This window comes from Alteromonas sp. V450, from assembly GCF_001885075.1.
Classification (GTDB): Bacteria; Pseudomonadota; Gammaproteobacteria; order Enterobacterales; family Alteromonadaceae; genus Alteromonas.
In genome coordinates this window covers 542,301-566,974 of the sequence record NZ_MODU01000004.1, presented here as the reverse complement: position 1 = coordinate 566,974, position 24,674 = coordinate 542,301, and the positions used below count along the sequence as shown (strand labels likewise).

Sequence of the window (24,674 nt, the reverse complement as noted above, 5' to 3'; positions counted from 1 at the left end):
ATAAGAACATGGCTATAGTGAAGGTGCAATCACCGTTACGTATAGTTTTAAATACACGCTTATAGCCATAAACAACAAATAGCACAATAAACCAGCGTTCTCAAAATATAGTCAAATTGTGCATCGCGATGAAGCGCTAATAACAAAAAACCCGACGAGTATATCACTGCCGGGTTTTTCGTATAGCGAGGTGCGATTAGCTCTCTATCTTACACGGTGAAAGTTTCCAAACACGTTCAACGTAATCACGAATAGAACGATCTGAAGTAAATTTACCCATTTTCGCTGTGTTTATTATAGCCATTTCCGCCCAGCGTTCGGTATCTCTGTAAGCGGCATCAACGGCAATTTGTGCATCGGAGTAAGCGCGATAGTCAGCCAGCACCATATATGGGTCGCCATTATCAAGTAAGCTTTGCTTAATCGACACTAATGCACCAGGTTTTCCGGGCGTGAAATAATCCGTTTCCAGCCAATCAAGCACGGCTTTAATCTCTGGATCTTTATAGTAAAAGTCATACGGATTATATCCACTCGCTTTTAGGGCATTAACTTCCTCAACGGTGAGGCCGAAAATAAAGATGTTTTCATCGCCTACTTCCTCAGCGATTTCAACATTTGCCCCGTCTAACGTGCCTATCGTGACAGCACCGTTTAGCGCTAGCTTCATATTGCCTGTTCCCGACGCTTCCTTACCTGCGGTGCTGATTTGTTCTGAAACATCGGCTGCAGGAATCATTTTCTCAGCCAACGACACTCGGTAATTTGGCAAGAACGCCACTTTAATCTTATTGTTTACGCGAGGATCATTATTAATTTTATCCGCAACTTTATTAATGGCATAGATAATATCTTTAGCTAATTTATACCCCGGAGCAGCCTTTGCTCCAAATATGAACACGCGGGGGTGCATATCGTAATTTGGATTTTCAAGAATACGGCGATAAAGTGCCATGATGTGCAGAAGCGCTAAATGTTGACGCTTATACTCATGAAGACGTTTTATCTGAACATCAAATATCGCGTTAACGTCTACTTCCAAGTCCAGAGACTTGCGAATTTCTTCCGCTAGCAATTCTTTATTTTCCAGCTTCACTTTCATGAACTGTTTTTGGAAGGCTTTGTTAGTGGCAAATTTCGCCAGTCCCTGCAGCTTATCCAAGTCCTTAGGCCAGTCTTCGCCAATCTTCTTGTCGATCAACTTTGATAGTGCTGGGTTACATGCTTTTAGCCATCGACGCGGAGTTATGCCGTTTGTAACGTTCGTTAACTTACCTGGATATAGCTCATCGAACTCCGGGAATAGCGTGGTTTTTACTAAACGAGAATGCATTTCTGCTACGCCATTTACCGCAAAAGATCCAATCACCGACAGGTGACCCATTCGAACCATTTTCTCGTTGCCTTCTTCAATAATAGAAAGCTTTGCCTTCATGGCATTGTCGCCAGGCCATTTTTTATCTACCTCAGCCATGAAGCGATGATTAATCTCGTATATAATTTCAAGATGACGAGGCAGTATTTTTTCAATCATGCGCGCAGGCCATTTTTCAAGGGCTTCTGGCAACAATGTATGATTAGTATAAGCAAATACCTTTGTACAAATCTCCCATGCTTCATCCCAACCAAGCTCGGCGCGATCGACTAAAATTCGCATCAATTCAGGTACTGCAATTGCTGGGTGCGTATCGTTGAGTTGAATAACAACCTGATCGGCAAAGCGGCTCCAGTCATCACCATGTGCACGCTTGTAGCGACGAATAATGTCCTTCAATGAACATGAACAGAAGAAGTATTGCTGAATTAACCGTAATTCTTTACCCGCCTCCGTTTCGTCATTCGGGTACAATACTTTCGAAATGGTTTCAGCCTGCACATTTTCACGCTGCGCATCGACATAACCACCTGCATTAAACACATCCCAGTTAAAATAGCCTGACGCTTCAGATTGCCACAGGCGAAGTACATTTACCGTCTTACCTTCATAGCCAACAACTGGAATGTCCCAAGGTACCCCCTTTACTATAGAGCCAGGATGCCACTCTTTCACGACCCGTCCATTTTCGCCGTATTTAGTCTCTACGTAACCGTACAAAGACACTTCTTGCGTAGATTCCGGACGGCAAATTTCCCATGGGTTACCGTAATCACGCCAACTGTCAGGACGTTCAATTTGAGCTCCGCTTCTTATCTCTTGACGGAACAAGCCATGTTCATAGTGAATGCCATAACCAATTGCTGGCATCTCCATTGTCGCCAGCGAATCAATAAAACAAGCGGCGAGACGCCCAAGACCACCGTTTCCAAGCGCCATGTCCGGTTCTTCTTCTAAGATATCAGAGAGCTCTACCCCTAACTCCTTGAGTGCACCGCTGGCAACGTCAAATAGTCCAAAATTTTGCAGGTTGTTGGACAGCAAACGGCCCATCAAAAATTCAGCAGAAAAATAGTGCACCGCTCGAGTGTCGTTGAGATAGTGACTTTTTTGTGTTTTACGAAGCCCTTCAAGCACTTGTTCTTGAATAGCAGCACAGGTTGCTTTCCACCAAGCGTGGTTATTCGCTTTATTTTCGTCAGTACCTAACGTGCAGTGAAGATGTCTGATAACCGACGCTTTAAAAGCAGCTTTATCAATTGCCGGAGAGGGGTGCGTTTTGGTCGCTTTTGCGTTCATTTTGCGTCTCACTCTTAATCATCCAGGTGCCCGATGCACCAAAACGTAATTTAATTACATAATAACGAACAGATATGACAGCAATATAGCAGTGAGAAAAACCGAATGTTGTAATTATTTTGTTAAAATTACAAAAAAGCGCATGAATTCGTATGCATTCACGCGCTTTTTAACACAATATTTACATTTTTATTTTTTTAAGCTTAATTATTGGACTTATTTAATGATTTTTCCGACCAACTCTTCAGCTTCGCCTATAAGTTCTTGTAAGTGACTTTCACCCTTAAAACTTTCGGCGTAAATCTTATAAATTTGTTCTGTACCAGAAGGACGTGCCGCGAACCAACCATTAGCGGTAGACACTTTTACACCACCAATAGCGGCGTTATTACCTGGTGCATGAGTTTGAACAGAAACAATAGGCTCTCCAGCAAGGGTATCACTTGTTACAACCGATGCATCCATCGCTGACAGTTTTTGTTTTTGTTGAAGCGTGGCCGCTACATCAACGCGATTGTAAACAGGCGCTGAAAATTGCTCAGTCAGCATCTCATAGTGCTCACCTGGATCTTTACCAGTAACCGCCAAAATTTCCGCAGCAAGAAGGCATAAAATGAAGCCGTCTTTGTCGGTGGCCCATGTACTGCCGTCACGCTCTAAGAATATCCCTCCAGCACTTTCTTCGCCGGCAAAGCCAATCGTACTGTTTGACAGCCCCTCAACAAACCATTTAAAGCCCACTGGCATTTCTGCAAGAGGCTTACCCAAGCTGTCCGCTACGCGGTCTATCATACTGCTCGAGACAAGCGTTTTACCTATTTTGAGAGATTGCGGCCACGCTGGGCGATGCGTATATAAATAGTTGATTGCAACTGCAAGATAATGGTTTGGATTCATTAACCCTGCACTTTTACATACAATACCGTGCCTATCGAAGTCAGGATCGTTACCCCATGCAAGGTCGAAACTATCTTTCAGTTCAATTAATCCTGCCATGGCGTAGGGGGATGAACAGTCCATGCGAAGCTTTCCATCTTTATCCCGACGCATAAAACCGAATTGCGGATCAACAGTGTCGTTAACTACAGTTATATCTAGACCATATCGCTCAGCAATACGCGACCAGTAGCCCACTCCAGCACCACCGAGGGGGTCAGTACCCAATTTAAGGTTTGCACTGGCAATGACCTGCATATCAATAACCTTTGCAAGATCATCAATATACGGCTCCATGAAGTCTTCTACACGCACCAACTTTCGCTCTGTTGCTTGTCGAATATCCAGTCGCTTCACATCCTTATTGCCGTCTTTAATCAGTGCATTGGCACGGTCTTGAATTTGTTTTGTGACATCACTATCGGCAGGACCACCATGAGGTGGGTTATATTTAAATCCACCATCAGAAGGTGGATTGTGTGAAGGCGTAATCACAATACCGTCGGCTTTGTCTTCATTACCCGCGCGGTTATAACGAATAATTGTGCGCGAAATAACCGGTGTTGGTGTATATCCCATGCTTTCATTGTCATCGCGCTGCACTACCACATCAACGCCGTTGGCACACAACACCTCTATTGCGGTAACCATTGCAGGCTCAGATAACGCATGCGTGTCTTTTCCTACGAAAAGGGGGCCTGCAATCCCTTCTTGCTGACGATATTCCACAAGCGCTTGGCATATCGCACTAATATGGGTATCAGTAAACGTATAATTCGATGCTGTGCCGCGGTGTCCAGAGGTACCAAACGAAACCGCTTGCTCAGGATCATTAATATCCGGTTTGAAGCTGTAATACTGACTCACCAACTGCGCTACGTTTATCAATTGTTCCTTTGCAGCATGCTGTCCAGCTTGCGGGTGTAATGCCATGAAAAAGTCCTTGTAGAAAGAATATGAGTTTATTTACCTTCTGCAGAAAAACGTGCGATGACTGTTTCAATCACATCGTCTTTATAGCCTAGGATACGCAAGACCTGTTCCAACATAGCTGTCTTTTTTGCCGTGTTATTATTTGTCACGACCCAAAACGGACTATCCGGAATGGCTTTTGGATTCGTACTACTGCCATTTTCCAACAACGCTTCCTTACTTGTTGCAAAATATGTACGGTTTTTGCCTTTTATGCTTTGAACTGCTTCAAAGTCATCTGCGTTAAGCTTATGGGCTGCACTCAATACAAACAAAAATTGGTCTACGCGCTTTGTAAAAGTTGACAATGCATCCTTTGAAACAGCGTCAATAATGTCGCGTTTGTTGTGCTGTTCAGCGGTAGCTGAAGGCTCAGCATTGCGAACCGGCTTAGAGACCACCTTGCCTGCAGGCGTTTTTGCCCCCGCTTTTTTAGCGTTCACTTTGGGCGCCGCTTTGTCTTGCGCTGGTGTTCTACTGTCGGTTTTTGCCGTTGTTTTCACCGACTCACGAGATTTATCTGAGACGGTGTCCGTCGCTGCTTCGGCTATCTGCGCTGCTGCATTTTTTATTTCACTCGTTTTCGTAGCAGCAACAGAAGAGTTGTTAGAAACGGCACCATCTTCTGGTAACAATAAACGTCTTAGTATCTGCGATGCACTTTCGCCAATATGCTTAGTTTGACTGGCGATGAAGGCATATAAATCGTCATCTATTTCAATGCTTTTCATAACTACTTCCTTTTTAAGAGGCCCTATTATAGACAACACAGATAAACTACGCAGCACTTAATCCGAAAAAGCGCTCATTACAAGGCATCAATGCACCAGCCCTGTACTATTTGCAGTATCTTACGTAATACCAGTTCGCGTAGGCCATTGCCCATCCAGTCAAAATTAACATTTTTTTAATCGCGGCGTGTTACCGCATGTATAGTGGTTGCGTATAAAAGCAAAACTTCAAGAGTACGGACGGTTTAAGCTTCAACGTTTGGCAAAGAGCGAGTAGTTATCCAAGCACTTTGGTTTTTCGAATATTCAAACATACCCATGTATAAGGGGGCGGTATAACCTTTACCACTACTCTTGCTACCATGAGTAATGGTTCGTTAGTTTGCAAATAAGCACCGTATCGCTATAAGCTTGAGTATCAAAAACATGCGAACAGTTAAACAGTTAGTTTCTGTTATGCGTATAGATCAGCAGAGTGCTATTTAAGACATTAACAGCGGTATTTTTCAAAAGTTAAGCGACAATTTATGCGTCCTGAAATAAAAACGATACAACATGCGTTAAGTGAAAAAATAATAGGCAAAGAGCACCAGCTTAAACTTGCTGTTGCGTGTTTACTTGCAAACGGCCATTTATTGATAGAGGATTTACCCGGCATGGGTAAGACTACGTTATCACACGCCTTATCTCAGGTATTTGGATTAAAGTATGCACGTATTCAGTTTACATCAGACCTGCTTCCATCAGACATGCTTGGTGTAAACATATTCCACGCGAATGAAGTCGATCCTGACAAAAAATTTAGTTTCAAGCATGGTCCAATTTTTAGCCAGGTCGTTCTTGCTGACGAACTTAACCGCGCTAGCCCCAAAACGCAAAGCGCATTGTTAGAAGCGATGGAAGAGCGACAAGTGAGTGTGGACGGTACAACCTATCCCCTACCTTCGCCATTTTTTGTAATTGCAACACAGAACCCCAGTTATCAATCAGGAACTTATGCTCTGCCTGAGTCCCAGTTAGATCGTTTTTTCATGCGCATTTCTTTAGGCTACCCAGCATGGGAAGCGGAAAAAGCGATGTTAATGCAAAAGAATATCGGCGCAACCCTAAACCAAATAATTCGCGAAGATGATCTTAAAGCAATGCAGCAACAGGTTGTCGAGACACACGTCAGCGATGCCATTTTGCATTATATTCTGAACCTTGTTAACGAGAGCCGTCAAAACCCAATATACCCCAACCCTCTCTCACCAAGAGCAAGCAGAGCATTATTGCAAGGCGCTAAGTCTTGGGCTTTCATATCCGGTAGAGACTATGTCATCCCCGAAGACGTACAGGCTATTTTTATTGCGGTTACTGCTCACCGTCTAGCGTCTTCTCAGTCTGGTTCTCTTGCAACAACACCGAACAGCCATCTACATAATGAATCTTTAAGCCAGCAGCTTCTCGATAGTATTGACCCAATTGCAGCGTGAAAAAGATGATAGATAAACGAATGCGTGAGTGGCTAAATAAACGCATTCCGGCCAACAGTGAACACCACCTCACACTAAACAGCATTTTTATTCTGCCAACAGGCTTTGGCTGGTCATTTCTAATCATGACGATTTGTCTGTTTTTACTTGGCACTAACTACCAAAACAACTTAATGCTATTGCTTAGTTATCTCTGTCTGAGTGTAATGCTATTGACACTTTTCTATAGCCATCAAAACTTTGCACGCCTTGCATTAAAAGCACGTACACCTGAGCCTTTTTACTGTCATCAACAGGGTACCTTTCAACTGACGCTAGTTAACCACAAAGACCATCTTAAGCCTTGTAGTGGAAACCTTTCATTGCGCTGGTTAAACGCAAACACACAGCGCCAACCTGATTCTAAATCGGCGCAAAACCAAGATAGCATTGAAGTTGCGTTGACCGATGGCGACAGTTATCAAAATGAAAACCAAGTACCATTAACGGTTTTGGTGCCAATACGGTTTCCCCAGCGCGGCAAGCATTCACTCGGACGACTTACTATTACTAGTGACTTTCCACTTGGACTGTACAAATGTTGGACACATCTAGATTTCAATCAAGAAGTCTGGGTTTACCCGCAACCAATAGAGGGGCCAGCGCAATTACTCCGCCATTTAGATAATAATGACACAAAGCAGCAAAGCGCGGCACCAAATGAAGCAAGTACCTCAGATTTCTACGCGTTGACTGACTACCAAGAAGGACAGCCTCTTAACCGCGTGGCGTGGAAACATGTTGCCAAAAACGAAAAGTGGGTCACAAAACAATTCTCGTCTCAACAAAGTGATACTGTTGTTGTATCAGCACCACCCGGGTTAGAAGTGGAACACGCAATTTCATTGCTTACTCATAACGTTGAGCGACAGGCAGCACGTAATAATAGTTTTGGGCTTTCTTTTTATCACATCAATATTCCACCTAATTGTGGAGCAAAACACCTTCAACAGTGCCTTGAGTCATTGGCAACTTTTGAGTTCAGTCCCGTGATAACGCCTCACAAAAAAAGAAAGCCCGCATGAAAAATCGAATTCGCCTCCTTAACCTTTTCGTGCTGGACAATAAAAATTTTTCTATCATTTTGCTTGCGCTTACTTACGCTACATTGCTTTTCACACTTACCTCTCAACTAATGATTTGGGTTCTTGTATTAGGTTTATGTGCTACAGCAGTGCGCGTGGCTGGCGCAATAACCAATAACCACCTTCCAAGCGTACGAACGGTAAACCTACTTGCTGTACTGTCTATTTTTGCACTTGTTTGGTTTGGCTTTTCAATCGGATTGCTAAACAGCATGATAAACCTGCTGGCCGTAGCTTGCGCACTTAAGTTAATGCAGGTGCAACAAAAAAGAGACTTTCACATTATTGTTTGCACGTGCTTGTTCTTAATTGGATGTGGATTTATTTCCGCTTTCAGCTTTTTTGCTTGGCTTGGCTATACCGCGGTTCTTATAGCTTTATTATTTTCAACTGCCGCCCTACACGCTGGCAATAGCGTAAAAATTGGGCGTCTTAAATTTGTAACGCGCTTGGTCGCACAAGGTGTGCCCATTGCGATGTTGCTTTTTCTTGTTCTGCCGCAACTGCCGCCTCTTTGGCAAATGCCCTCAGCAAAAGCTACGAAAACAGGGCTAGCTGAAACGGTCACACCGGGTGATATAGCATCACTAGCGCGTTCTTCCGAACTCGCTTTTAGTGCAACGTTTGAACGTGCAAGCGACCTTCCCTCACCTCAGCAGCGCTACTGGCGCGCGATGACAATGGAACAATTCGACGGAAAAACCTGGTCAATTAGCAACCAACGAAAGCAAGTAGAAAAGCAGCTGGCGTATGCAAACAAGGCTTCACCTCTTGAGGTACTTCAATACGCGTTACCCGTTACCGCAATACCTTATCAGCTTATTGTAGAACCTACTCAGCAAGACTGGGTTTTTTCTCTAGAAGTATCCGTGCCAAACAACACGTTAAACAATACAAACGTTCGCAGTTTATTTGATTTCACGCTGCGTGCTAATTCTCCTGTAGCCAGTAAAAAAGCTTTTTACTTGGATTATCTACCTAATGAAAAGATAACCAATGCCGCAGGTGACTTCGAACGACAACTCAATTTAACTATTCCAGCTCAAGGCAACGAGAAAACACGTGAATGGGCGAGGAATATAGCGGCAGGAAATGATTCTCCTTCCGAAATTATTGCTACCATAATGCAGTTCTTTGCATCTGAGGGATTTCGCTACACTCTGAGCCCCAATCCCATGCCCAGCAACCCTATCGATGCATTTCTATTTAACGAAAAAGCCGGATTTTGTGCTCACTATGCAGGCGCAATGGTATTTGCACTTCGTGCCGCTGGCGTACCTGCTAGAATGATAACCGGTTATCATGGCGGTACCGCGTTAAGTGATAGTGTGCTTCAGATCAGACAGTACGATGCTCACGCTTGGGTTGAATTACTTGTTGACGAGCGATGGTTAAGATTCGACCCGACAAGCGTGGTGGCGCCATCGCGGTTAACGTTTGGCCTTGAGGATGCGCTTGCTGAATTTGGTGAAGAACGTGACAGCAGTCTTTTAGGAGACATCAGCGAAACGCGCCTTTTTTCACAAATTCAAAATTACCTTGAACAACTTGACTACAATTGGAGTAAGTGGGTGCTAGGCTTTGACAATAAGAAGCAAACTGACATGCTTGAGGAACTGCTAGGAACATTGACACCGCAGAAAATGACCTTTGTTTTACTGGGTGTCGTTGGCCTTATTAGCGCGATGCTCGCTTTTTATTTTATTCCGCCATGGCAAAAAAATACGATGCCGCTTTACCGTCAGCGCTTACTTAGTAGCTTAGCTCTTGTTGAGGCTTTTACAGGGCAACCTCGTTTAACCATGACACCCCGACAATACATAAAAAAAGTCAGGCCTTTGATCAACCCCGTTGCTTATAAAGAATTGGAATTTATGAATACAATCTTCGAAACAGCCGCTTATACCTCTGATAAGCAAGACATCAACGTCAATAAAGCAATGGCACATCACCATAAGCAAATGCGCAAGGCGCTTAAAGCAAAATACTGATCATAGCGATTAAATTTAGTGCAGGCGCAAGTTGTTTAGCTCAAAAACAGTGCAATTCATCACAGCTCACGCATTGTATACAAACAGCAAAGCGCGTCAAAAAAATCAATAACCACCTGTTTTAAAACAATATTACACAAAACCCTTAATGTTGGCATTATTCTAGCTAAATTATTGTTGCTGAATAACTGCCGCTCTATTTTTGTAACGCAGTTAGTGTGTTGTTAAAACGTTTTTAATGGCACTTTGTTTAAGACCAGCCCCCTCACAATCTGAGATTTAGGACAAAGGCGTCCACAGCTCTTTTGATAAAGAGAGCTGCGGTCGCCTTTTTTTTGCCTAAATAACGCGGGGTTAGTCATTTACTACTACAAGAGAAGGTGAAAACCATGGCTTATCTATTACCCGCAGAGTTTGCAACCAAAATGGTAGATGCAGGCGAAGCAAAAATTTATATGTCCACACGAGACACACTAATTCGTGCTTATATGGCTGGTGCTATTTTAGCCTTAGCTGCCGTTTTCGCAGTGACAATTGCCGTCCAAACCGGGGTGTTTCTGCTCGGGGCAGTGCTGTTCCCTGTAGGCTTTTGTATGCTCTACCTTATGGGGTTCGACCTTTTAACTGGTGTGTTTGTTTTAACACCTCTTGCGTGGCTTGCGCAGCGTCCTGGGGTTACACCTAAACAGATTTTACGTAACTGGGGCCTAGTCTTCTTAGGTAACTTTGGCGGCGCATTAACCGTTGCCTTTATGATGTCGTTTATCTTTACCATGGGCTATAACGTCGACGGTGGCGCGATTGCTACGAAAGTCGCCAGCATCGGAGAGGCGCGCACCCTTGGCTATGCAGAACACGGTGTTGCTGGCTGGATTACAATATTCATTCGCGGCATGTTGTGTAATTGGATGGTGTCGTTAGGTGTTGTGGGTGCAATGATTTCAACGCACGTAAGCGGTAAAGTGTTGGCTATGTGGATGCCTATTATGCTTTTCTTCTTTATGGGCTTTGAACATTCAGTGGTAAACATGTTTCTTTTCCCATTTGGTCTGATCATGGGCGGCGACTTCTCTGTTATGGATTATTTTATCTGGAATGAAATTCCAACAGCACTGGGGAACCTGGTAGGCGGTTTAGCATTTACTGGGCTTACCCTTTATACCACTCACGTAAAAACATTGCCAAAGCGCACAATTCCCGTTGATAAAGCAGCGGCATCACAAACGCTTCCCATTTAATCAAAGCGTCTACCGTAGAGCCATCATGACGCAATCCTCAAGTGTACGTTGTGATGGCACTGTCTTACCCTTTGTATGAAAACAAATAGTTGAGTCGATGTCATAGATATAGATAGAAGCAACGAAATATGAATCAACAAGCTGCTCAAAAAACGCCGGTTAATCCGCTACCTTGCAAGGTTTGTGTAAGTGCGTTTTCCACGCGCGGCGTTAAACAAATTAACCAAGATGCCTATGCTTACCATATTTCTTCCGATAGGCTAAACCCTAGTCATATTTTTGTTGTTGCTGACGGAGTCAGTAGCAGTACGGTAAGTCAGGTAGCTAGCGATTTTGCTACCAGCGAGTTTGTTAAGCTTTTTAATATTGCACCTGAACAGTGGTCGGTAAAAACGCGCGCCGAAGTCATAATTAAAGAATTGAATGCACGGCTTTATACCCGAACGCAGAAAAGCGCTTTTTGCTACACACCTGAGAAAGGGTATATATGTACGCTTTCCGTTGCCATTTTAACAGGCGCTCGCCTCGACGTATTTCATGTAGGTGATAGTCAAATTCAGGTTGTTTCTGAGGGTGACCAAAACCCCGTTTTGCTTACGCAGCCTCATCGTCACGTGTCTGATAGCGTACCTTCGCAAACCTATCTCTCCAATGCATTAGGTGTAACCGCGAGTATCGACATTGACCATACTTCGTTAACCTTAAAAACATCGAGCACTATTGCGATAAGCACTGATGGTGTGCATGAATTCATAGCGCTATCGGTCATACTCAATAGAATTAATAATGCCAACACGCTACCAGAAAACCAAGCTGCTTTGGTGGTACACGAGGCGTTTAACCAGGGAAGTGATGATAACCTCACTCTACTACTTATTAAGTGTCAAATCGGTAATGAAAGTGGGAGTGAAAATAGTGAACCCCACGTTCATCTTTGTAAGCCTGCTTTCGAAGAACTAGAGACCGGTGATAAAATTGACGGCATCACACTAGGGCGACAGCTCTATAGCTCTGCCCGTAGTCATGTTTTTATTGCCTCCCTTCAAGCTCATAAAAGAAGTTATGAACAAGATTCTGTGGTGGTTAAAACCCCCTCAACCGACTTTAGCCAGTCACCAGAAATGCTCAACGGTTTTTTGATAGAAAGTTGGTTTGCAAGGCGAGTTAACTCAACGCATGTTGTTAAAAGCCCAACATATACAATTTTAGGGCTCAAACACAAACCTACAGCGTTTTACAGCATTAGTGACTATGTAAAAGGTCAAACATTGGCACAATGGTCTTTTGATAACCCCACACCATCATTGGAGCAAATTAGGGATATCATTGAGCAGGTTGGGAAAGGCTTACAAGCAATGCACCGTCAGGGCATTCTTCATAGAGATATACGCCCTGAGAATATAATGATAAGTGAACAGGGCCACTGTACTATTATTGACCTTGGTTCGGCGGCCTTAGCCGATTCGCCTAGCCTTTATAGCAGTGCGCCAATTCCCGGCGCGGTCCTTTTTGCCGCACCTGAATACTTTTTAGGGAATGTAGGCACAGAGCGCTCAGATCTATTCTCTCTAGCCGTACTCACCTACTACCTTCTTTGCGGGCGTTACCCATATCATTCAAAACTCGCTCACTGTCGCACTTTTGCCGAACAGAAAAAACTAAAATATGAAACGGCGTTAGATCCAAAACGCCCAATACCAACCTGGGTTGATAGTGCCCTGAAACGCGCTTTACACGTTAACCCTGATAAACGCTTTTCAACACTATCCGAATTCCTCTATTCGCTTCGCTATCCAAATCCAACTCAACACACGGCCTATGAGCCTTTAGTAAAACGTCACCCTCTTTTTGTTTACAAGGTGCTGATACTGGCACTTATTCTCAGCAATCTAGCTACGCTCATTTTGTTTAACTAACCCTTTAAGGAAATACAAATGATTACATCGAGAACCCAAGTTACCGACATGATCCAATCAGCTAAAATTTTAAAAGGCATAAAGTGGAGCCAGATTGCCGAAGTTGTTGGTCAGTCAAAGGAATGGAGTACTGCCGCTTGCTTAGGCCAGATGGCCATGACAAAGCAGCAAGCTGAAGCCGTAGGTGAGTTGCTTGAGCTTTCAGACGAAGCTATTGCTTGGCTTCAAATCGTGCCTTACAAAGGCTCATTACCCACAGAAGTGCCTACCGATCCACTTATTTATCGCTGGTATGAATTGGTAAATGTGTATGGCACTACGTTAAAGGAATTAATTCACGAAGAGTTTGGCGACGGCATAATGAGTGCCATCGACTTTTCGATGGATTTACAGCGCGAAAACGACCCTAAAGGCGACCGCGTAAGCGTAGTGATGTCAGGAAAGTTTCTGCCGTATAAGATGTACTAAACGTATTTCAGGACGAGACACTCGACATAAAAAAGCCGGTCATGCGACCGGCTTTTTAGTATTTCTTGAAGCGTAAGCTAACCCAAGGTCAGCTTACGTAAGTAAAGGCTAATTACTTAGCAGCTTTACGTGCTTTCGCTTCTTCAATTACTTTGTCAGCTACGTTCTGAGGACATGCTGAGTAGTGGCTGAATTCCATAGAGAACTGACCACGACCAGATGTAATAGTACGTAGGTGACCGATGTAACCAAACATCTCAGATAGAGGTACGTCAGCCTTGATGCGAACGCCAGTAGCGCCAGCTTCTTGGTCTTTGATCATACCACGACGACGGTTAAGGTCACCGATTACGTCACCAACGTTGTCTTCTGGGCTGAATACGTCAACTTTCATCACAGGCTCAAGAATTTGAGGGCCTGCTTTTGGCATTGACTGACGGAATGCACCTTTCGCTGCAATTTCGAACGCGATTGCTGATGAGTCAACTGCGTGGAAACCACCGTCGAATAGCTCAACTTCAACGTCTAGTACTGGGTAGCCCGCTAGAGGACCTACTTCCATCATACCTGCAAAACCTTTTTCGATTGCAGGGAAGAATTCTTTAGGTACGTTACCGCCCACAACAGTAGATGTGAACTTGAAGCCAGAGTTAGTTTCGCCTGGCTTGATGCGGTAATCAATCTTACCGAACTGACCAGAACCACCAGACTGCTTCTTGTGCGTGTAGCTGTCTTCAACAGGTAGCGTGATAGTTTCACGGTATGCAACCTGAGGCTGACCAACTTCTAGCTCAACGCCGTAAGTACGCTTCAAGATGTCTACTTTGATATCTAGGTGAAGCTCACCCATACCTTTAAGGATGGTTTCGCCTGAATCTTCGTCAGTTTCAACTTGGAAAGATGGATCTTCTGCTACTAGTTTACCGATAGCGATAGACATCTTTTCGTTAGCGCCTTTGTCTTTTGGCTTAACAGCAATTGAGATTACTGGCTCAGGGAAGATCATCGGCTCTAGTGTACAAGGGTTCTTCGGATCACATAGCGTGTGACCAGTTTGAACGTTCTTCATACCAACAACAGCTAGGATGTCACCTGCCTGTGCAGAAGTAAGTTCAGTACGTTCGTCAGCGTGCATCTCAACCATACGGCCGATACGCTCAGTCTTACCCGTTGCGCTGTTAAGAATAGTGTCGCCTTTGTTTAGCTTACCAGAGTAGATACGGATAAACGTTAGGGCACCGAAACGGTCGTCCATAATTTTGAACGCAAGCGCACGGAACGGCTCGTCAACAGATACTGTTGCTACTTCGCCAGTAGGCTCACCAGTTTCTTCGTCAGTCAGTGGCTGAGGATCTACTTCTGTTGGAGAAGGTAGGAAGTCAACAACTGCGTCAAGAACTAGCTGAATACCCTTGTTCTTAAATGCAGAACCACAGTAAGTTGGGAAGAACGCTAGGTCACGAGTACCTTTACGGATACAACGCTTGATGTCTTCTAGAGACGGCTCTTCGCCATCCATGTAAGCCATCATTAGGTCGTCGTCTTGCTCAACAGCAGTTTCGATTAGTTGCTCACGGTACTCGTTTGCTTTCTCAACCATGTCTGCTGGGATATCTACAACTTCGTAGTTCTCAGGAAGACCTGAATCGTCCCAGATGTACGCTTTCATGTCTAGAAGGTTAACAACACCTGTAAACTCGTCTTCGATACCGATTGGCAGCGTCATTACTAGTGGGTTAGCAGCAAGTACTTTCTTTACTTGGCCAACAACACGGTAGAAGTCTGCACCCATACGGTCTAGCTTGTTAACGAAAATACAGCGAGCAACGCCAGATTCGTTAGCATAGCGCCAGTTAGTTTCTGACTGAGGTTCAACACCGCCAGAACCACAGAATACACCGATACCGCCGTCTAGTACTTTAAGTGAACGATATACTTCAACTGTAAAGTCAACGTGTCCCGGAGTATCGATGATGTTCATGCGGTGATCTTTCCAGAAACAGGTAGTAGCCGCTGACTGGATAGTAATACCACGTTCAGCTTCCTGCTCCATGAAGTCAGTAGTTGATTCACCATCGTGAACCTCACCAGTTTTATGGATTTTACCAGTAAGCTTCAAGATACGTTCTGTTGTGGTAGTTTTACCCGCGTCTACGTGGGCGAAAATACCAATGTTTCTGTATAAAGATAAGTCTGACATTAGTTCACTTTCATTGGTTCAGAGTAAAAAAACGGCCGGATTATAAAGGATTTTTGTACCAGATTTACACCTTTTTTAGCATAAACCTCAAATTCGTTTGCTAAAATCCGCACCACCATCAATTCTTTTCTATAAGTATCAACAACTTAACAGCTCATGACACTTTTTTGAAAAATAACAAAATCACACCTCATCTTTTGAAGTGCGAACAATTGTTACTGTAACTTCATCTCTGTCGTGGTAGAGATGCCTCACCTTCACCGCAAATGCATCTTCCAAGGCATTTAATCGGCTTCTTAGCAACGTCATGGCTTCAACTACAGTTTCATAACGTTGTTTCATAGGTAACTTTAAATTGAATATTGCGTGCGTTGCCCAGTGCTTAACTAACCAATCGCCCATCAATTTAGCTACCCTATCGGGTTGCTCTATCATATCACATACCAGCAAATCTACACGACCAAATTGTGGTCTATATGTAAACCCGTCTGCCGCGTGATGTTCAACCAACCCCGTGCTCATTAAACTATCGGCTACAAGTCCATTGTCGATAGCTTCAACATACATTCCGCGCTTCACAAGCTGGTATGTCCAACCGCCTGGGCATGCACCAAGATCCACGGCACGTCCACCGCTTCGAAGTACTTTAGCTTGCTGTTTATCGCTCAGCATATTTACTAAGGCATCTTCAAGTTTAAGCGTGGAGCGACTGGGCGCGTCACTTGGGAACTTTAATCGGCAAATGCCCAAGTGATCGCTACTGGCATGACTGGGTAATGTATAGCCAATATGACAAATTTCAAATGACTCAAAGAAAATATGCAGTTTAGGTTTCCCCAGATTTTCCTTGGACGTAAGCCACCCCGCTTTTCTTAACGCTTGGCGAAGAGGAACCGTAAACTTTCGGCAAAACTTTGCGAGGGTTTTACCTTCTTCTGTATCTGGGTACTCGACGTCTATAGCGCCAAAAATTGAAAATGGTTTTTCAACCTCTTTCAACGCCTCGAGCACTTGACCGACTCTGTCTTCTTTCTCTATATCGTTTAGTGTGGCAAAGACAGCCACCAGCTGACGAGGGAAGATACTGTCGTGAACAGCAAACTGGGTAATGGTTTGCTCAAGCTGCGAGCCATCATATAAATGATAAAGTACAAAGCCACTGTTCTTCTTAGATACTGGATAGCCATAACACTGGGCTTCACCGTAACGCGACGTGAGTTCGTTAGCTGTATCGTTTTCATAACCAGGTCGGCAATAACCTAAAATACTGATGTTAGTCATTACCTGCCCCCGGCGTGTGGTGAGTTGTGTTCTGCTCTTCTTTTTGTTGCTTGTTTAAATCATGACCTTTTATCAGTCCAAACACTAACAACACCCATCCAATAATAAAGAACACGCCTCCTACAGGGGTTATTGGGCCAAACCATTTTATGCCGCTTATTCCTAGCGCGTATAAACTTCCACTAAACAACAGCGTACCGGTAACGAAACAAAAGGCTACCCGATTAGCCCACGTCGATGAGACAACCCCTGACAATGCAGGTAAAAGCAGTAAGGCTAATGCGTGATACATTTGATAACGCACGCCAATTTCAAACGTGTTGAGCTGCTGTGCAGTTAACACGCTTTTTAAACCATGTGCGCCAAACGCACCAAGTACCACAGAAAGGCCCGCTAGCAATGCCCCAACAATAAGATAAGGTTTAGCAACGGTGGCGAACCCAAGTTTTTCAGTTTTCATTAAATTAGTCTTTCGCTCTGATTTCTAATTAACCATTAATTATTTAAATGGGCTTCAATAAAAGAAGCGGTAAGCTTAGCAGCGGTAACAATATGTTCTTCCTGCGTTTTGCCACTTGCTTTGCGAGGCTTAAAGCTGTGATCGCCGTCGTCTAAATAGGCGCATTCAATGTCTTTAGATAAAACGCTGCGCTTTTTGTAATCCTCTACTTCGCTCTTTGTACCAAACGTATCTCGTTCACCCTGAATAATAAGCAAAGGCTTAGACGCCGTTTGCAGATGTTCAGTTCGTGTTTTTTCTGGCTTACCAGGAGGGTGGAACGGATAGCCTAACGCTATCGCGCCTTTTACATTGCTCACCGCTTCATACACCATGGTCGCCATACGTCCGCCCATCGACTTTCCACCGATGAAAACAGGCAAGTTATGCAGAGCTTTATTATCTTTACTGCAGTTTTCAATCACGGCAATAAAATGTGACATAAGTTTATCAGCTTTATCGGGAGGCCTACGCTTTCCGGTAGCTTTTATGGTTTGCATATAGGGAAAGTTAAAAAGCACGGTTGATATATTTTTAGCAACAAGGGCTTTCGCCATGTCCTGCATGAACTCGTGTTCTTTTCCCGCACCAGCTCCGTGACCGAGTATCAAGCACGCTGCTGGCTTATCGGCTGCATGTAATTCAATGTCAAAACTAGGTTGTTCAGTAGTGGTATTCGATGTACTCATATTACAGCAAGTCCTCTTGTTCTGCTTCAACCAGCGCTAAGATCCAGTCTCTAAATGCAGCTATTTTACCTAACTCAGCCTGTGATTCTTCACACACCAAATAAAACGCATCACGGCTCTCTACGCGTTCTTCAAACGGCATGACCAGCCTACCCGCCTCAATTTCTGGCCTGGCAAGTACCGTGTTACCCAACGCGATACCTTGACCAAGTGCCGCTGCCTGCAAAACGAGCATGGAATGACTGAAAACCGGTCCTTGATTAACGTTTACGCCAACCACACCTACGTGCTTCAACCAGTTTTTCCATGCGGTACGGCTTAAGTCATGAAGCAACACGTGGTGCCGCAAATCAGAAAGGCTAGATAGAGGTTTAGGGCCTTGAAAAAGCATTGGAGAACACAGCGGTGTTAGAAACTCTCTGTGAAGCTGGTCAGCCTGCAGGCCCGCCCAACGACCTTTGCCGTAATATATTGCAACATCTACATCGTCTTCTAAAAAGCCTTCGTCGAAATCTACAGCTTTTATGCGTACGTCAATGTCTGGGTGCGCCAAACTAAATTTATGAATGCGGGGCACCAACCACTGGCTTGCAAAGCTGGGTGGCATAGCTACCGTGATAGCACCTTTACTTCCCTTCGCAAGTAGCCTTTCTGTCGCGTCTTGTAAATTTTTGAAGATGTCCTTTAACTCTAAGAAATATGCCTGTCCTTCTTCGGTAAGAAGCAAGGTTCTATTTCTACGAAGAAATAACTTCATCGATAAGAAATCTTCTAGTGCTTTAATTTGATGGCTCACCGCAGCTTGTGTAACAAACAGTTCGTCAGCCGCTTTAGTAAAGCTCAAATGGCGAGCAGCCGCTTCAAACGATTTGAGGGCATTAAGAGGGGGTAAACGTCGGTGCATATATCGTTTTTAATCCAGTGTGACCGAAGCATGACAATTACATTAGTTTTTCTAATGACAACCCATACTTTTACTCGTTTTATCTTTCACCACCAGCTGACTATAATTTACCCGAAATTAAGAAAGAACATTTAATTTCAGTATATTATGGCGCTTAAATGTTAAACATTTTAACAACCATAAACAAATTTTTAATTATTTTTATTAGGTGTGAAAATGAAAAAATTACTTTTAGCTAGTGTTTCTGTAATGGCTTTTGCAAGCGCTGCTGCAAATGCTAACGCACAACCAGAAAAGATCAATCTACAATCGTTAATCAATACCGCCATGACTAGCGTTAAAATGGCAGAAGTATTGCCAGAAAACGATGCACATATCGTTGTAAAAAAGCAGTCAAAGGCAATTTTAGCAGAAGAGACGCAAGTACAGCTTCATAGAAACTTACTAGCAATGACAAAAGGTGAAGAGCGCGTAACCGTTTCTGAAACGGAATAAGCAACTCACACACCTGATACGCATGCCGGTGCTTGCACCGGCATACGCCATCAACACCTGCTTAGGTATTGCTAGTATCTAACGCGTCAAAACCTTTCACTAACTCGTCTAACGCTTTCATCTGCTGCAAATAAGGCTCTAATTTCGCCAAAGGCAGTGCGCAAGGCCCGTCACATAGTGCCTCATCAGGATTTGGGTGAGCTTCAATGAACAAGCCCGCTAAACCTAACGCCATACCGCTTCTTGCTAGCTGTGCCGCTTGAGCACGGCGACCATCGGCAGACGTAGCACGACCACCAGGCATCTGAAGTGCGTGCGTTGCATCGAATATCACCGGGGCGTATTCTTTCATCGCGTCCATACCCAGCATATCTACAACTAAGTTGTTGTAGCCAAAGCAACTGCCGCGCTCGCACAGGATCACCTTATCATTACCCGCTTCACCTAGCTTTCCAATAATATGGCGCATTTCATGGGGCGCTAAAAACTGTGGCTTTTTAACATTAATTACGCTACCTGTTTTCGCCATGGCAACCACAAGGTCAGTCTGGCGTGCTAAAAAGGCAGGTAACTGAATAACATCAACCACTTCTGCCACGGGTGCTGCTTGATGCGGCTCGTGCACATCCGTGATGAGCGGAACGTTAAACGTCGACTTTATCTCTTCAAAAATGCGTAAGCCTTCTTCCATGCCAGGCCCACGGTAAGAAGTCACTGATGAACGGTTCGCTTTATCAAATGATGCTTTAAACACATAAGGAATATTGAGTTTTTTCGTAACTTCAACATAGTGCTCTGCAATCCTCATTGCCAAGTCTCGTGACTCTAGCACGTTCATTCCGCCAAACAGCACAAATGGTAAATGGTTAGCAACTTCTACGTCGCCAACGCGGATAATCTGTTGAGATTCAGACATGATCAAATTCCAATATTTTTTAAAAAAGAGGCTGCTTAGTCACGGCAACCATTGCCGTGGCCATCAACACTACAATAGCGGCCACAAAATGAGTCCAGCGACCTATTTTGGTTTTCGCTTTTTTCAGGGCGAAAAGCCCAAATCCGATATAAAGTACAACACCCAATACCTTGAACGTAAGCCATGCGTTGACAAAAGGGTATTGCGAAAGGATGAAACACAACCAGATGGCGCTTGCGAGTAAAACCGTATCGATTATATGAGGTAAAATCTTTACCCACTTTTTCGCAAGCACCGTCTCATCAAATTGGCTCCAGATGAACCGAAAAATAAAAAATAAAATACTTAAAGCAACCGCAGTTAAGTGAAGATGTTTTGCCATCATGTACATAGCATTGTCCTAATTTATCATTTTTATTCACTAAAAAAGCGGGAGCTTTGTAGCCCCCGCCAATACTATCGTTACTGCGTTAATCGTCGCGCAGTTTAAACATTTCAATTTATCCGTTAGGAAAACGCGCCTGAATTGCTAAAAATTCAGGCAGAGCACTTAATAGCGCCTCTACCAATAACGGGTCGAAATGCTTGCCGCTTTCTTTTGATAGCAAGGCTTCAACTTTATCAGCGCTCCACGCCGGTTTATATGGCCTTTCGTTAAGCAGTGCATCAAATACGTCAATAAGGGTAGCAATTCGGCTTTCAATTTTAATATTGCGCCCACCTATACCGTCGGGATAGCCAGCTCCGTCCCATCTTTCATGGTGCTGTTTGGCTAGCGTTGCGGCAAGCTGTATGGTAGGTCTGCTTGAGTCTTTGAGAATTTGATACCCAAATTCTGCATGACGGCGAATTGAAAATATTTCATCGTCGTCAAGCGGTCCAGTCTTATAAAGTATCGATTTGGGAACAATAGATGTGCCTATATCATGCAACGGGACAGCAAGTCTAAGCTGTTCTATTTCGTGTTCACGCAAGCCAACTTTCTCAGCAAGTAGCGCACACATTTCTACCATACGTTTTATATGATTTGACTCGTTGGTTTCATGTTCTAATGCTCTACCTAATCGTTCAATAATTTCTTTTTGTGTGGCTTCAATCTCTACAGATTTAAGGACGTTATCAAATGCCAACTGAACGCTGTCGGAGAAACGCTTTATTAAATGTCTATCATTGGCTCCCACCTTACGTGGCAAGCCGGACAAGTAAAGCAATGCACCATCGTGGGTTTTGCTGTTGCAGTAGGCTACTACATGATCTTCAGCATAAACAATCTGCTTTTCACGCATTGCCTCAACACAAAGGGCGTATTCTTTTTCAGTTATTGCGTTGCGAAGCGCCTGCCCTTCTTTAGAAGCATATTCCCCATTTCCAGCAAATACATACAGCTCATCTTGGTCTGGCGCATCAGCTGAAGCTTTAAGCGTTCTGGCAGTTGTAGCCACTGCGGTAGTAATATAAGCCGCATCTTTCGAGCACCCCAGAATTGACGCTAGCTGCTGAATGATGCCCTGCATGAATTTTTCAAGTGAACGAGAAGAAAACAGGTCCACCGATGCATCGATAATTTTTTCTAGCCCCCTGCGGTTTTCTTCTATCACGATAATATCGCGGTAGGAACGCAACGCCGCAATCATCACGGTAAAAAGCTTCTGCGCAGTTAACTCTGTTTTTGATTTATAGTCATTAATGTCATAGTTAATGATGACATCTTTTTCAGGTGCCTGCCCTGGTTGACCCGTTCTTAAAATAATGCGAGTAAAATGATTGTCTAATTCATTGCGGATATACTCCGCCACTTTTAATCCAGCGTCGTCCGTTTCCATAACAACGTCAAGCAGCACAACGGCTATGTCACTGTGTGTTCTAAACAAGGCGTTTGCTTCTTCACCACTATACGCGCTCAAAAACTGTAATGTTTTACCGTTTAAGGCAAAGTCGCTAAGCGCAAGCTTAGTAACCGCATGAACCTCTGGCTCATCATCAACAATGAGTACTTTCCAACTTCCCAAATCCTCTAGTTCAGTCTCAACATCATCGTCGGCAAATAAAAAGTCATCGTTCATCTGCAACTTCCTGTATTCATGAGTGCTCATTTTAAGCGGATAAAGAGTACGACTCTTTGTGTTTTAACAAGAAACGATAAACAAAAAAGCCGCTAAACGTTTTGTGCATGTATGTAAGAGAATACTAAATTAATTCTCAATATTAGCAAGCGGGCATAAACCCAAGCGTTACTCTGTCTATCCCCGAATAGTCTTGCACTGTTTTCACGCCTTCAAATCCCAACGCTTTCATTAATTCGCGAACACGCTTCGCTTGGTCAAATCCGTGTTCGAAGGCGAGTAAACCTTTTGGCGTAAGATAGTTTTTAGCATGAGTTGCAATATGGCAAATGTCGTTAAGACCGCTTTCAGCCGAGGTTAACGCTGATTTCGGTTCGTAGCGCACGTCTCCTTGATGAAGATATGGGCTTGCCTCATCTATATAGGGGGGGTTTGAAACGAGGACATCGAACACGTTTCCTTGCAACTGTGCAAACCAATCACTTTGAAAAAATTGCACGTTTTTTATTTTGTTATGTGCTGCGTTGCGCTCTGCTAGTTCCACGGCTTCTTGCAGAAAGTCAACGCCAACTACCCGAGATTTAGGTAGTTCACTTGCCAAAGCTAGGGCAATAGCGCCAGTGCCTGTACCTAGGTCGCATATGGTAAGTGGTTTGTCTTTTTCACTACTCACACATGCCAGCACTTGCTCAACTAGTACTTCCGTGTCGGGGCGTGGAATTAATGTATGCGGTGAAGTGAACAGCGTTAATGTCCAAAAATCTCGCTTTCCGATGATATAGGCGACTGGCTCACCTTGTTTCCGTCTTGCAACCGCTAGCTCAAACTCATTAATCTCATTGGAATTGAGCAACTTATCTGGCCAGGTAAAAAGGTAGGTCTGCGATTTATTTATGATGTGCGCTAACAACACTTTGGCGTCAACAGAGGGCGACTCACCACCCTCTAGTTGTTGCGTTGCCCATAATAGCGCTTCGTCTATACGCATATTATATGCCAGTGACTTTTATTCATCAGAGAGTGATGCTAGCAAATCAGCCTGGTGCTCTTGTAAGATAGGATCTACCAGTTGTTTCAAATCCCCCTCGATCACCTCATCTAAACGATAAATAGTTAGATTGATTCGATGGTCCGTCACGCGCCCTTGAGGGAAATTGTAGGTGCGAATTCGCTCAGAACGATCACCACTACCCACCAGACTTTTACGCGTTGATGCCTCTTCTGCCGCACGCTTTTCTTCTTCAATCTGGTTCAAGCGCGCTTGTAAAACTGACATCGCTTTTGCGCGGTTTTTGTGTTGAGAGCGCTCATCTTGACATTCCACTACTAAACCCGTTGGCAAGTGAGTAATACGGATAGCAGAATCGGTTTTGTTAACGTGCTGACCACCAGCACCTGACGCACGGAAAGTATCAACACGAAGCTCTGCAGGGTTTATTTCGATTGCCTCTGACTCAGGGATCTCAGGCAGCACGGCTACGGTACACGCCGAAGTGTGGATACGACCTTGTGACTCGGTTTCAGGTACTCGCTGAACGCGATGTCCGCCCGATTCGAACTTCAATACGCCATAAACACCATCGCCACTTACATTAGCAATCACCTCTTTGTAACCGCCATGTTCACCTTCATTGGCATTAACCAATTCTACACGCCATCCACGGCTTTCAGCATATCGGCTGTACATGCGGAACAAATCACCGGCAAATATTGCGGCTTCATCACCACCCGCGCCTGCGCGAATTTCCAAAAAGCAGTTGTTGTCGTCGTTAGGATCTTTAGGGAGGAGTAGAACCTGAAGCTCTGTTTCAAGACGTTCAATTTCGCCCTTGGCCTCTTTCATTTCTTCCTGCGCCATTTCACGCATATCGGCATCGTCTTCGTTCAACATCTCTTGCGCAGACGCAAGGTTTTCTTGAGCCTGCTGATACGCGTTAAACCCTGCTACCACGTCTTCAAGCTGACTAAACTCTTTAGACAAGTTGCGAAATTTGTCTTGGTCGCCGATAACTTCAGGATCGCCTAGCAATGCCTGAACTTCCTCGAAACGCTCGACGAGATGCTCGAGTTTCCTCACTACCGACTCTTTCATATGCTTTTTA

Annotated in this window: 20 protein-coding genes; 7 read left to right on the top strand and 13 right to left on the bottom strand. The window is 44.2% G+C overall.

Going from position 1 to position 24,674, the window contains the following annotated elements:
• Window positions 1-196: 196 nt before the first annotated feature.
• The 3 genes from BK026_RS02535 to seqA all read right to left on the bottom strand — a co-directional run bounded on the left by BK026_RS02535 (window position 197) and on the right by seqA (window position 5,313).
• Window positions 197-2,674 carry a glycogen/starch/alpha-glucan phosphorylase gene (locus BK026_RS02535; RefSeq protein WP_071814400.1) on the bottom strand — a complete coding sequence of 826 codons (2,478 nt, stop codon included), beginning with the start codon at window positions 2,672-2,674 and terminating at the stop codon, window positions 197-199.
• Window positions 2,675-2,890: 216 nt separating this feature from the next.
• Complete coding sequence (gene pgm, locus BK026_RS02530; RefSeq protein WP_071814399.1) at window positions 2,891-4,543, bottom strand: phosphoglucomutase (alpha-D-glucose-1,6-bisphosphate-dependent); 1,653 nt, start codon at window positions 4,541-4,543, stop codon at window positions 2,891-2,893.
• Window positions 4,544-4,572: 29 nt separating this feature from the next.
• Entirely contained in the window at window positions 4,573-5,313 is a 741-nt protein-coding gene (gene seqA, locus BK026_RS02525) for a replication initiation negative regulator SeqA (protein WP_071814398.1), read from the bottom strand.
• Window positions 5,314-5,840: 527 nt separating this feature from the next.
• Here seqA and BK026_RS02520 point away from each other — a divergent pair.
• From BK026_RS02520 to cynS, 6 genes are all read left to right on the top strand, one after another.
• Window positions 5,841-6,788, top strand: a complete 948-nt coding sequence (locus BK026_RS02520) for a MoxR family ATPase (RefSeq protein ID WP_071814397.1) — start codon at window positions 5,841-5,843, stop codon at window positions 6,786-6,788.
• Between the two features lie 5 nt (window positions 6,789-6,793).
• Complete coding sequence (locus BK026_RS02515) at window positions 6,794-7,852, top strand: DUF58 domain-containing protein (protein ID WP_083574979.1); 1,059 nt, start codon at window positions 6,794-6,796, stop codon at window positions 7,850-7,852.
• The gene (locus BK026_RS02510) at window positions 7,849-9,903 is read left to right on the top strand and encodes a DUF3488 and transglutaminase-like domain-containing protein (RefSeq protein ID WP_071814395.1); all 2,055 of its coding nucleotides are present in this window, start codon (window positions 7,849-7,851) and stop codon (window positions 9,901-9,903) included. The genes BK026_RS02515 and BK026_RS02510 overlap by 4 nt, the downstream gene beginning before the upstream one ends.
• Before the next feature lie 389 nt (window positions 9,904-10,292).
• Complete coding sequence (locus BK026_RS02505) at window positions 10,293-11,141, top strand: formate/nitrite transporter family protein (RefSeq protein WP_071817455.1); 849 nt, start codon at window positions 10,293-10,295, stop codon at window positions 11,139-11,141.
• A 128-nt stretch (window positions 11,142-11,269) separates the two neighbouring features.
• Window positions 11,270-13,057 (top strand): protein kinase, encoded by a 1,788-nt coding sequence (locus tag BK026_RS02500; protein ID WP_071814394.1) that lies wholly within the window; start codon window positions 11,270-11,272, stop codon window positions 13,055-13,057.
• A gap of 18 nt (window positions 13,058-13,075) precedes the next feature.
• Entirely contained in the window at window positions 13,076-13,525 is a 450-nt protein-coding gene (gene cynS / locus BK026_RS02495) for a cyanase (RefSeq protein WP_071814393.1), read from the top strand.
• 112 nt (window positions 13,526-13,637) lie between these two features.
• Here the strand turns inward: cynS and fusA are convergent, their stop codons facing one another.
• The 5 genes from fusA to BK026_RS02470 form a co-directional block, all read right to left on the bottom strand.
• On the bottom strand, window positions 13,638-15,725 hold the full coding sequence (fusA, locus tag BK026_RS02490; RefSeq protein WP_071814392.1) for an elongation factor G: 2,088 nt from the start codon (window positions 15,723-15,725) through the stop codon (window positions 13,638-13,640).
• Window positions 15,726-15,908: 183 nt separating this feature from the next.
• Window positions 15,909-17,006 carry a 23S rRNA (cytidine(2498)-2'-O)-methyltransferase RlmM gene (gene rlmM, locus BK026_RS02485; protein WP_071814391.1) on the bottom strand — a complete coding sequence of 366 codons (1,098 nt, stop codon included), beginning with the start codon at window positions 17,004-17,006 and terminating at the stop codon, window positions 15,909-15,911.
• Window positions 16,999-17,466 (bottom strand): DUF423 domain-containing protein, encoded by a 468-nt coding sequence (locus BK026_RS02480; RefSeq protein WP_071814390.1) that lies wholly within the window; start codon window positions 17,464-17,466, stop codon window positions 16,999-17,001. Before BK026_RS02480 ends, rlmM begins: the two co-directional genes overlap by 8 nt.
• 35 nt (window positions 17,467-17,501) lie before the next feature.
• Entirely contained in the window at window positions 17,502-18,194 is a 693-nt protein-coding gene (locus tag BK026_RS02475) for an alpha/beta family hydrolase (protein WP_071814389.1), read from the bottom strand.
• Between the two features lies 1 nt (window position 18,195).
• Window positions 18,196-19,098, bottom strand: a complete 903-nt coding sequence (locus BK026_RS02470; RefSeq protein ID WP_014949024.1) for a transcriptional regulator GcvA — start codon at window positions 19,096-19,098, stop codon at window positions 18,196-18,198.
• A 216-nt stretch (window positions 19,099-19,314) separates the two neighbouring features.
• On the opposite strand from BK026_RS02470, the gene BK026_RS02465 reads away from it, so the two are divergent.
• On the top strand, window positions 19,315-19,593 hold the full coding sequence (locus BK026_RS02465; protein ID WP_071814388.1) for a hypothetical protein: 279 nt from the start codon (window positions 19,315-19,317) through the stop codon (window positions 19,591-19,593).
• 61 nt (window positions 19,594-19,654) lie between these two features.
• Here the strand turns inward: BK026_RS02465 and kdsA are convergent, their stop codons facing one another.
• The 5 genes from kdsA to prfA form a co-directional block, all read right to left on the bottom strand.
• Complete coding sequence (kdsA, locus tag BK026_RS02460; protein ID WP_071814387.1) at window positions 19,655-20,509, bottom strand: 3-deoxy-8-phosphooctulonate synthase; 855 nt, start codon at window positions 20,507-20,509, stop codon at window positions 19,655-19,657.
• Between the two features lie 19 nt (window positions 20,510-20,528).
• A complete protein-coding gene (locus BK026_RS02455; RefSeq protein WP_071814386.1) occupies window positions 20,529-20,900 on the bottom strand; it encodes a SirB2 family protein in 372 nt (123 codons plus the stop codon).
• A gap of 109 nt (window positions 20,901-21,009) precedes the next feature.
• Entirely contained in the window at window positions 21,010-22,572 is a 1,563-nt protein-coding gene (locus BK026_RS02450) for a response regulator (RefSeq protein WP_071814385.1), read from the bottom strand.
• 142 nt (window positions 22,573-22,714) lie between these two features.
• Window positions 22,715-23,560: a peptide chain release factor N(5)-glutamine methyltransferase gene (gene prmC, locus BK026_RS02445; protein WP_071814384.1), complete on the bottom strand. Its 846-nt coding sequence runs from the start codon at window positions 23,558-23,560 to the stop codon at window positions 22,715-22,717.
• 18 nt (window positions 23,561-23,578) lie between these two features.
• Window positions 23,579-24,664 (bottom strand): peptide chain release factor 1, encoded by a 1,086-nt coding sequence (gene prfA, locus BK026_RS02440; protein WP_071814383.1) that lies wholly within the window; start codon window positions 24,662-24,664, stop codon window positions 23,579-23,581.
• Window positions 24,665-24,674: the final 10 nt, after the last annotated feature.

Excerpts from the sequence above, each read along its gene's own strand:
- BK026_RS02475 (WP_071814389.1), bottom strand. The coding sequence starts at position 18,194 with ATGAGTACATCGAATACCACTACTGAACAACCTAGTTTTGACATTGAA.
- fusA (WP_071814392.1), bottom strand. The coding sequence starts at position 15,725 with ATGTCAGACTTATCTTTATACAGAAACATTGGTATTTTCGCCCACGTA.
- BK026_RS02465 (WP_071814388.1), top strand. The coding sequence starts at position 19,315 with ATGAAAAAATTACTTTTAGCTAGTGTTTCTGTAATGGCTTTTGCAAGC.
- BK026_RS02455 (WP_071814386.1), bottom strand. The coding sequence starts at position 20,900 with ATGTACATGATGGCAAAACATCTTCACTTAACTGCGGTTGCTTTAAGT.
- BK026_RS02515 (WP_083574979.1), top strand. The coding sequence starts at position 6,794 with ATGATAGATAAACGAATGCGTGAGTGGCTAAATAAACGCATTCCGGCC.
- BK026_RS02450 (WP_071814385.1), bottom strand. The coding sequence starts at position 22,572 with ATGAACGATGACTTTTTATTTGCCGACGATGATGTTGAGACTGAACTA.
- BK026_RS02520 (WP_071814397.1), top strand. The coding sequence starts at position 5,841 with ATGCGTCCTGAAATAAAAACGATACAACATGCGTTAAGTGAAAAAATA.
- pgm (WP_071814399.1), bottom strand. The coding sequence starts at position 4,543 with ATGGCATTACACCCGCAAGCTGGACAGCATGCTGCAAAGGAACAATTG.
- rlmM (WP_071814391.1), bottom strand. The coding sequence starts at position 17,006 with ATGACTAACATCAGTATTTTAGGTTATTGCCGACCTGGTTATGAAAAC.
- cynS (WP_071814393.1), top strand. The coding sequence starts at position 13,076 with ATGATTACATCGAGAACCCAAGTTACCGACATGATCCAATCAGCTAAA.
- BK026_RS02480 (WP_071814390.1), bottom strand. The coding sequence starts at position 17,466 with ATGAAAACTGAAAAACTTGGGTTCGCCACCGTTGCTAAACCTTATCTT.
- prfA (WP_071814383.1), bottom strand. The coding sequence starts at position 24,664 with ATGAAAGAGTCGGTAGTGAGGAAACTCGAGCATCTCGTCGAGCGTTTC.
- seqA (WP_071814398.1), bottom strand. The coding sequence starts at position 5,313 with ATGAAAAGCATTGAAATAGATGACGATTTATATGCCTTCATCGCCAGT.
- BK026_RS02500 (WP_071814394.1), top strand. The coding sequence starts at position 11,270 with ATGAATCAACAAGCTGCTCAAAAAACGCCGGTTAATCCGCTACCTTGC.
- BK026_RS02535 (WP_071814400.1), bottom strand. The coding sequence starts at position 2,674 with ATGAACGCAAAAGCGACCAAAACGCACCCCTCTCCGGCAATTGATAAA.
- BK026_RS02510 (WP_071814395.1), top strand. The coding sequence starts at position 7,849 with ATGAAAAATCGAATTCGCCTCCTTAACCTTTTCGTGCTGGACAATAAA.
- BK026_RS02470 (WP_014949024.1), bottom strand. The coding sequence starts at position 19,098 with ATGCACCGACGTTTACCCCCTCTTAATGCCCTCAAATCGTTTGAAGCG.
- prmC (WP_071814384.1), bottom strand. The coding sequence starts at position 23,560 with ATGCGTATAGACGAAGCGCTATTATGGGCAACGCAACAACTAGAGGGT.
- kdsA (WP_071814387.1), bottom strand. The coding sequence starts at position 20,509 with ATGTCTGAATCTCAACAGATTATCCGCGTTGGCGACGTAGAAGTTGCT.
- BK026_RS02505 (WP_071817455.1), top strand. The coding sequence starts at position 10,293 with ATGGCTTATCTATTACCCGCAGAGTTTGCAACCAAAATGGTAGATGCA.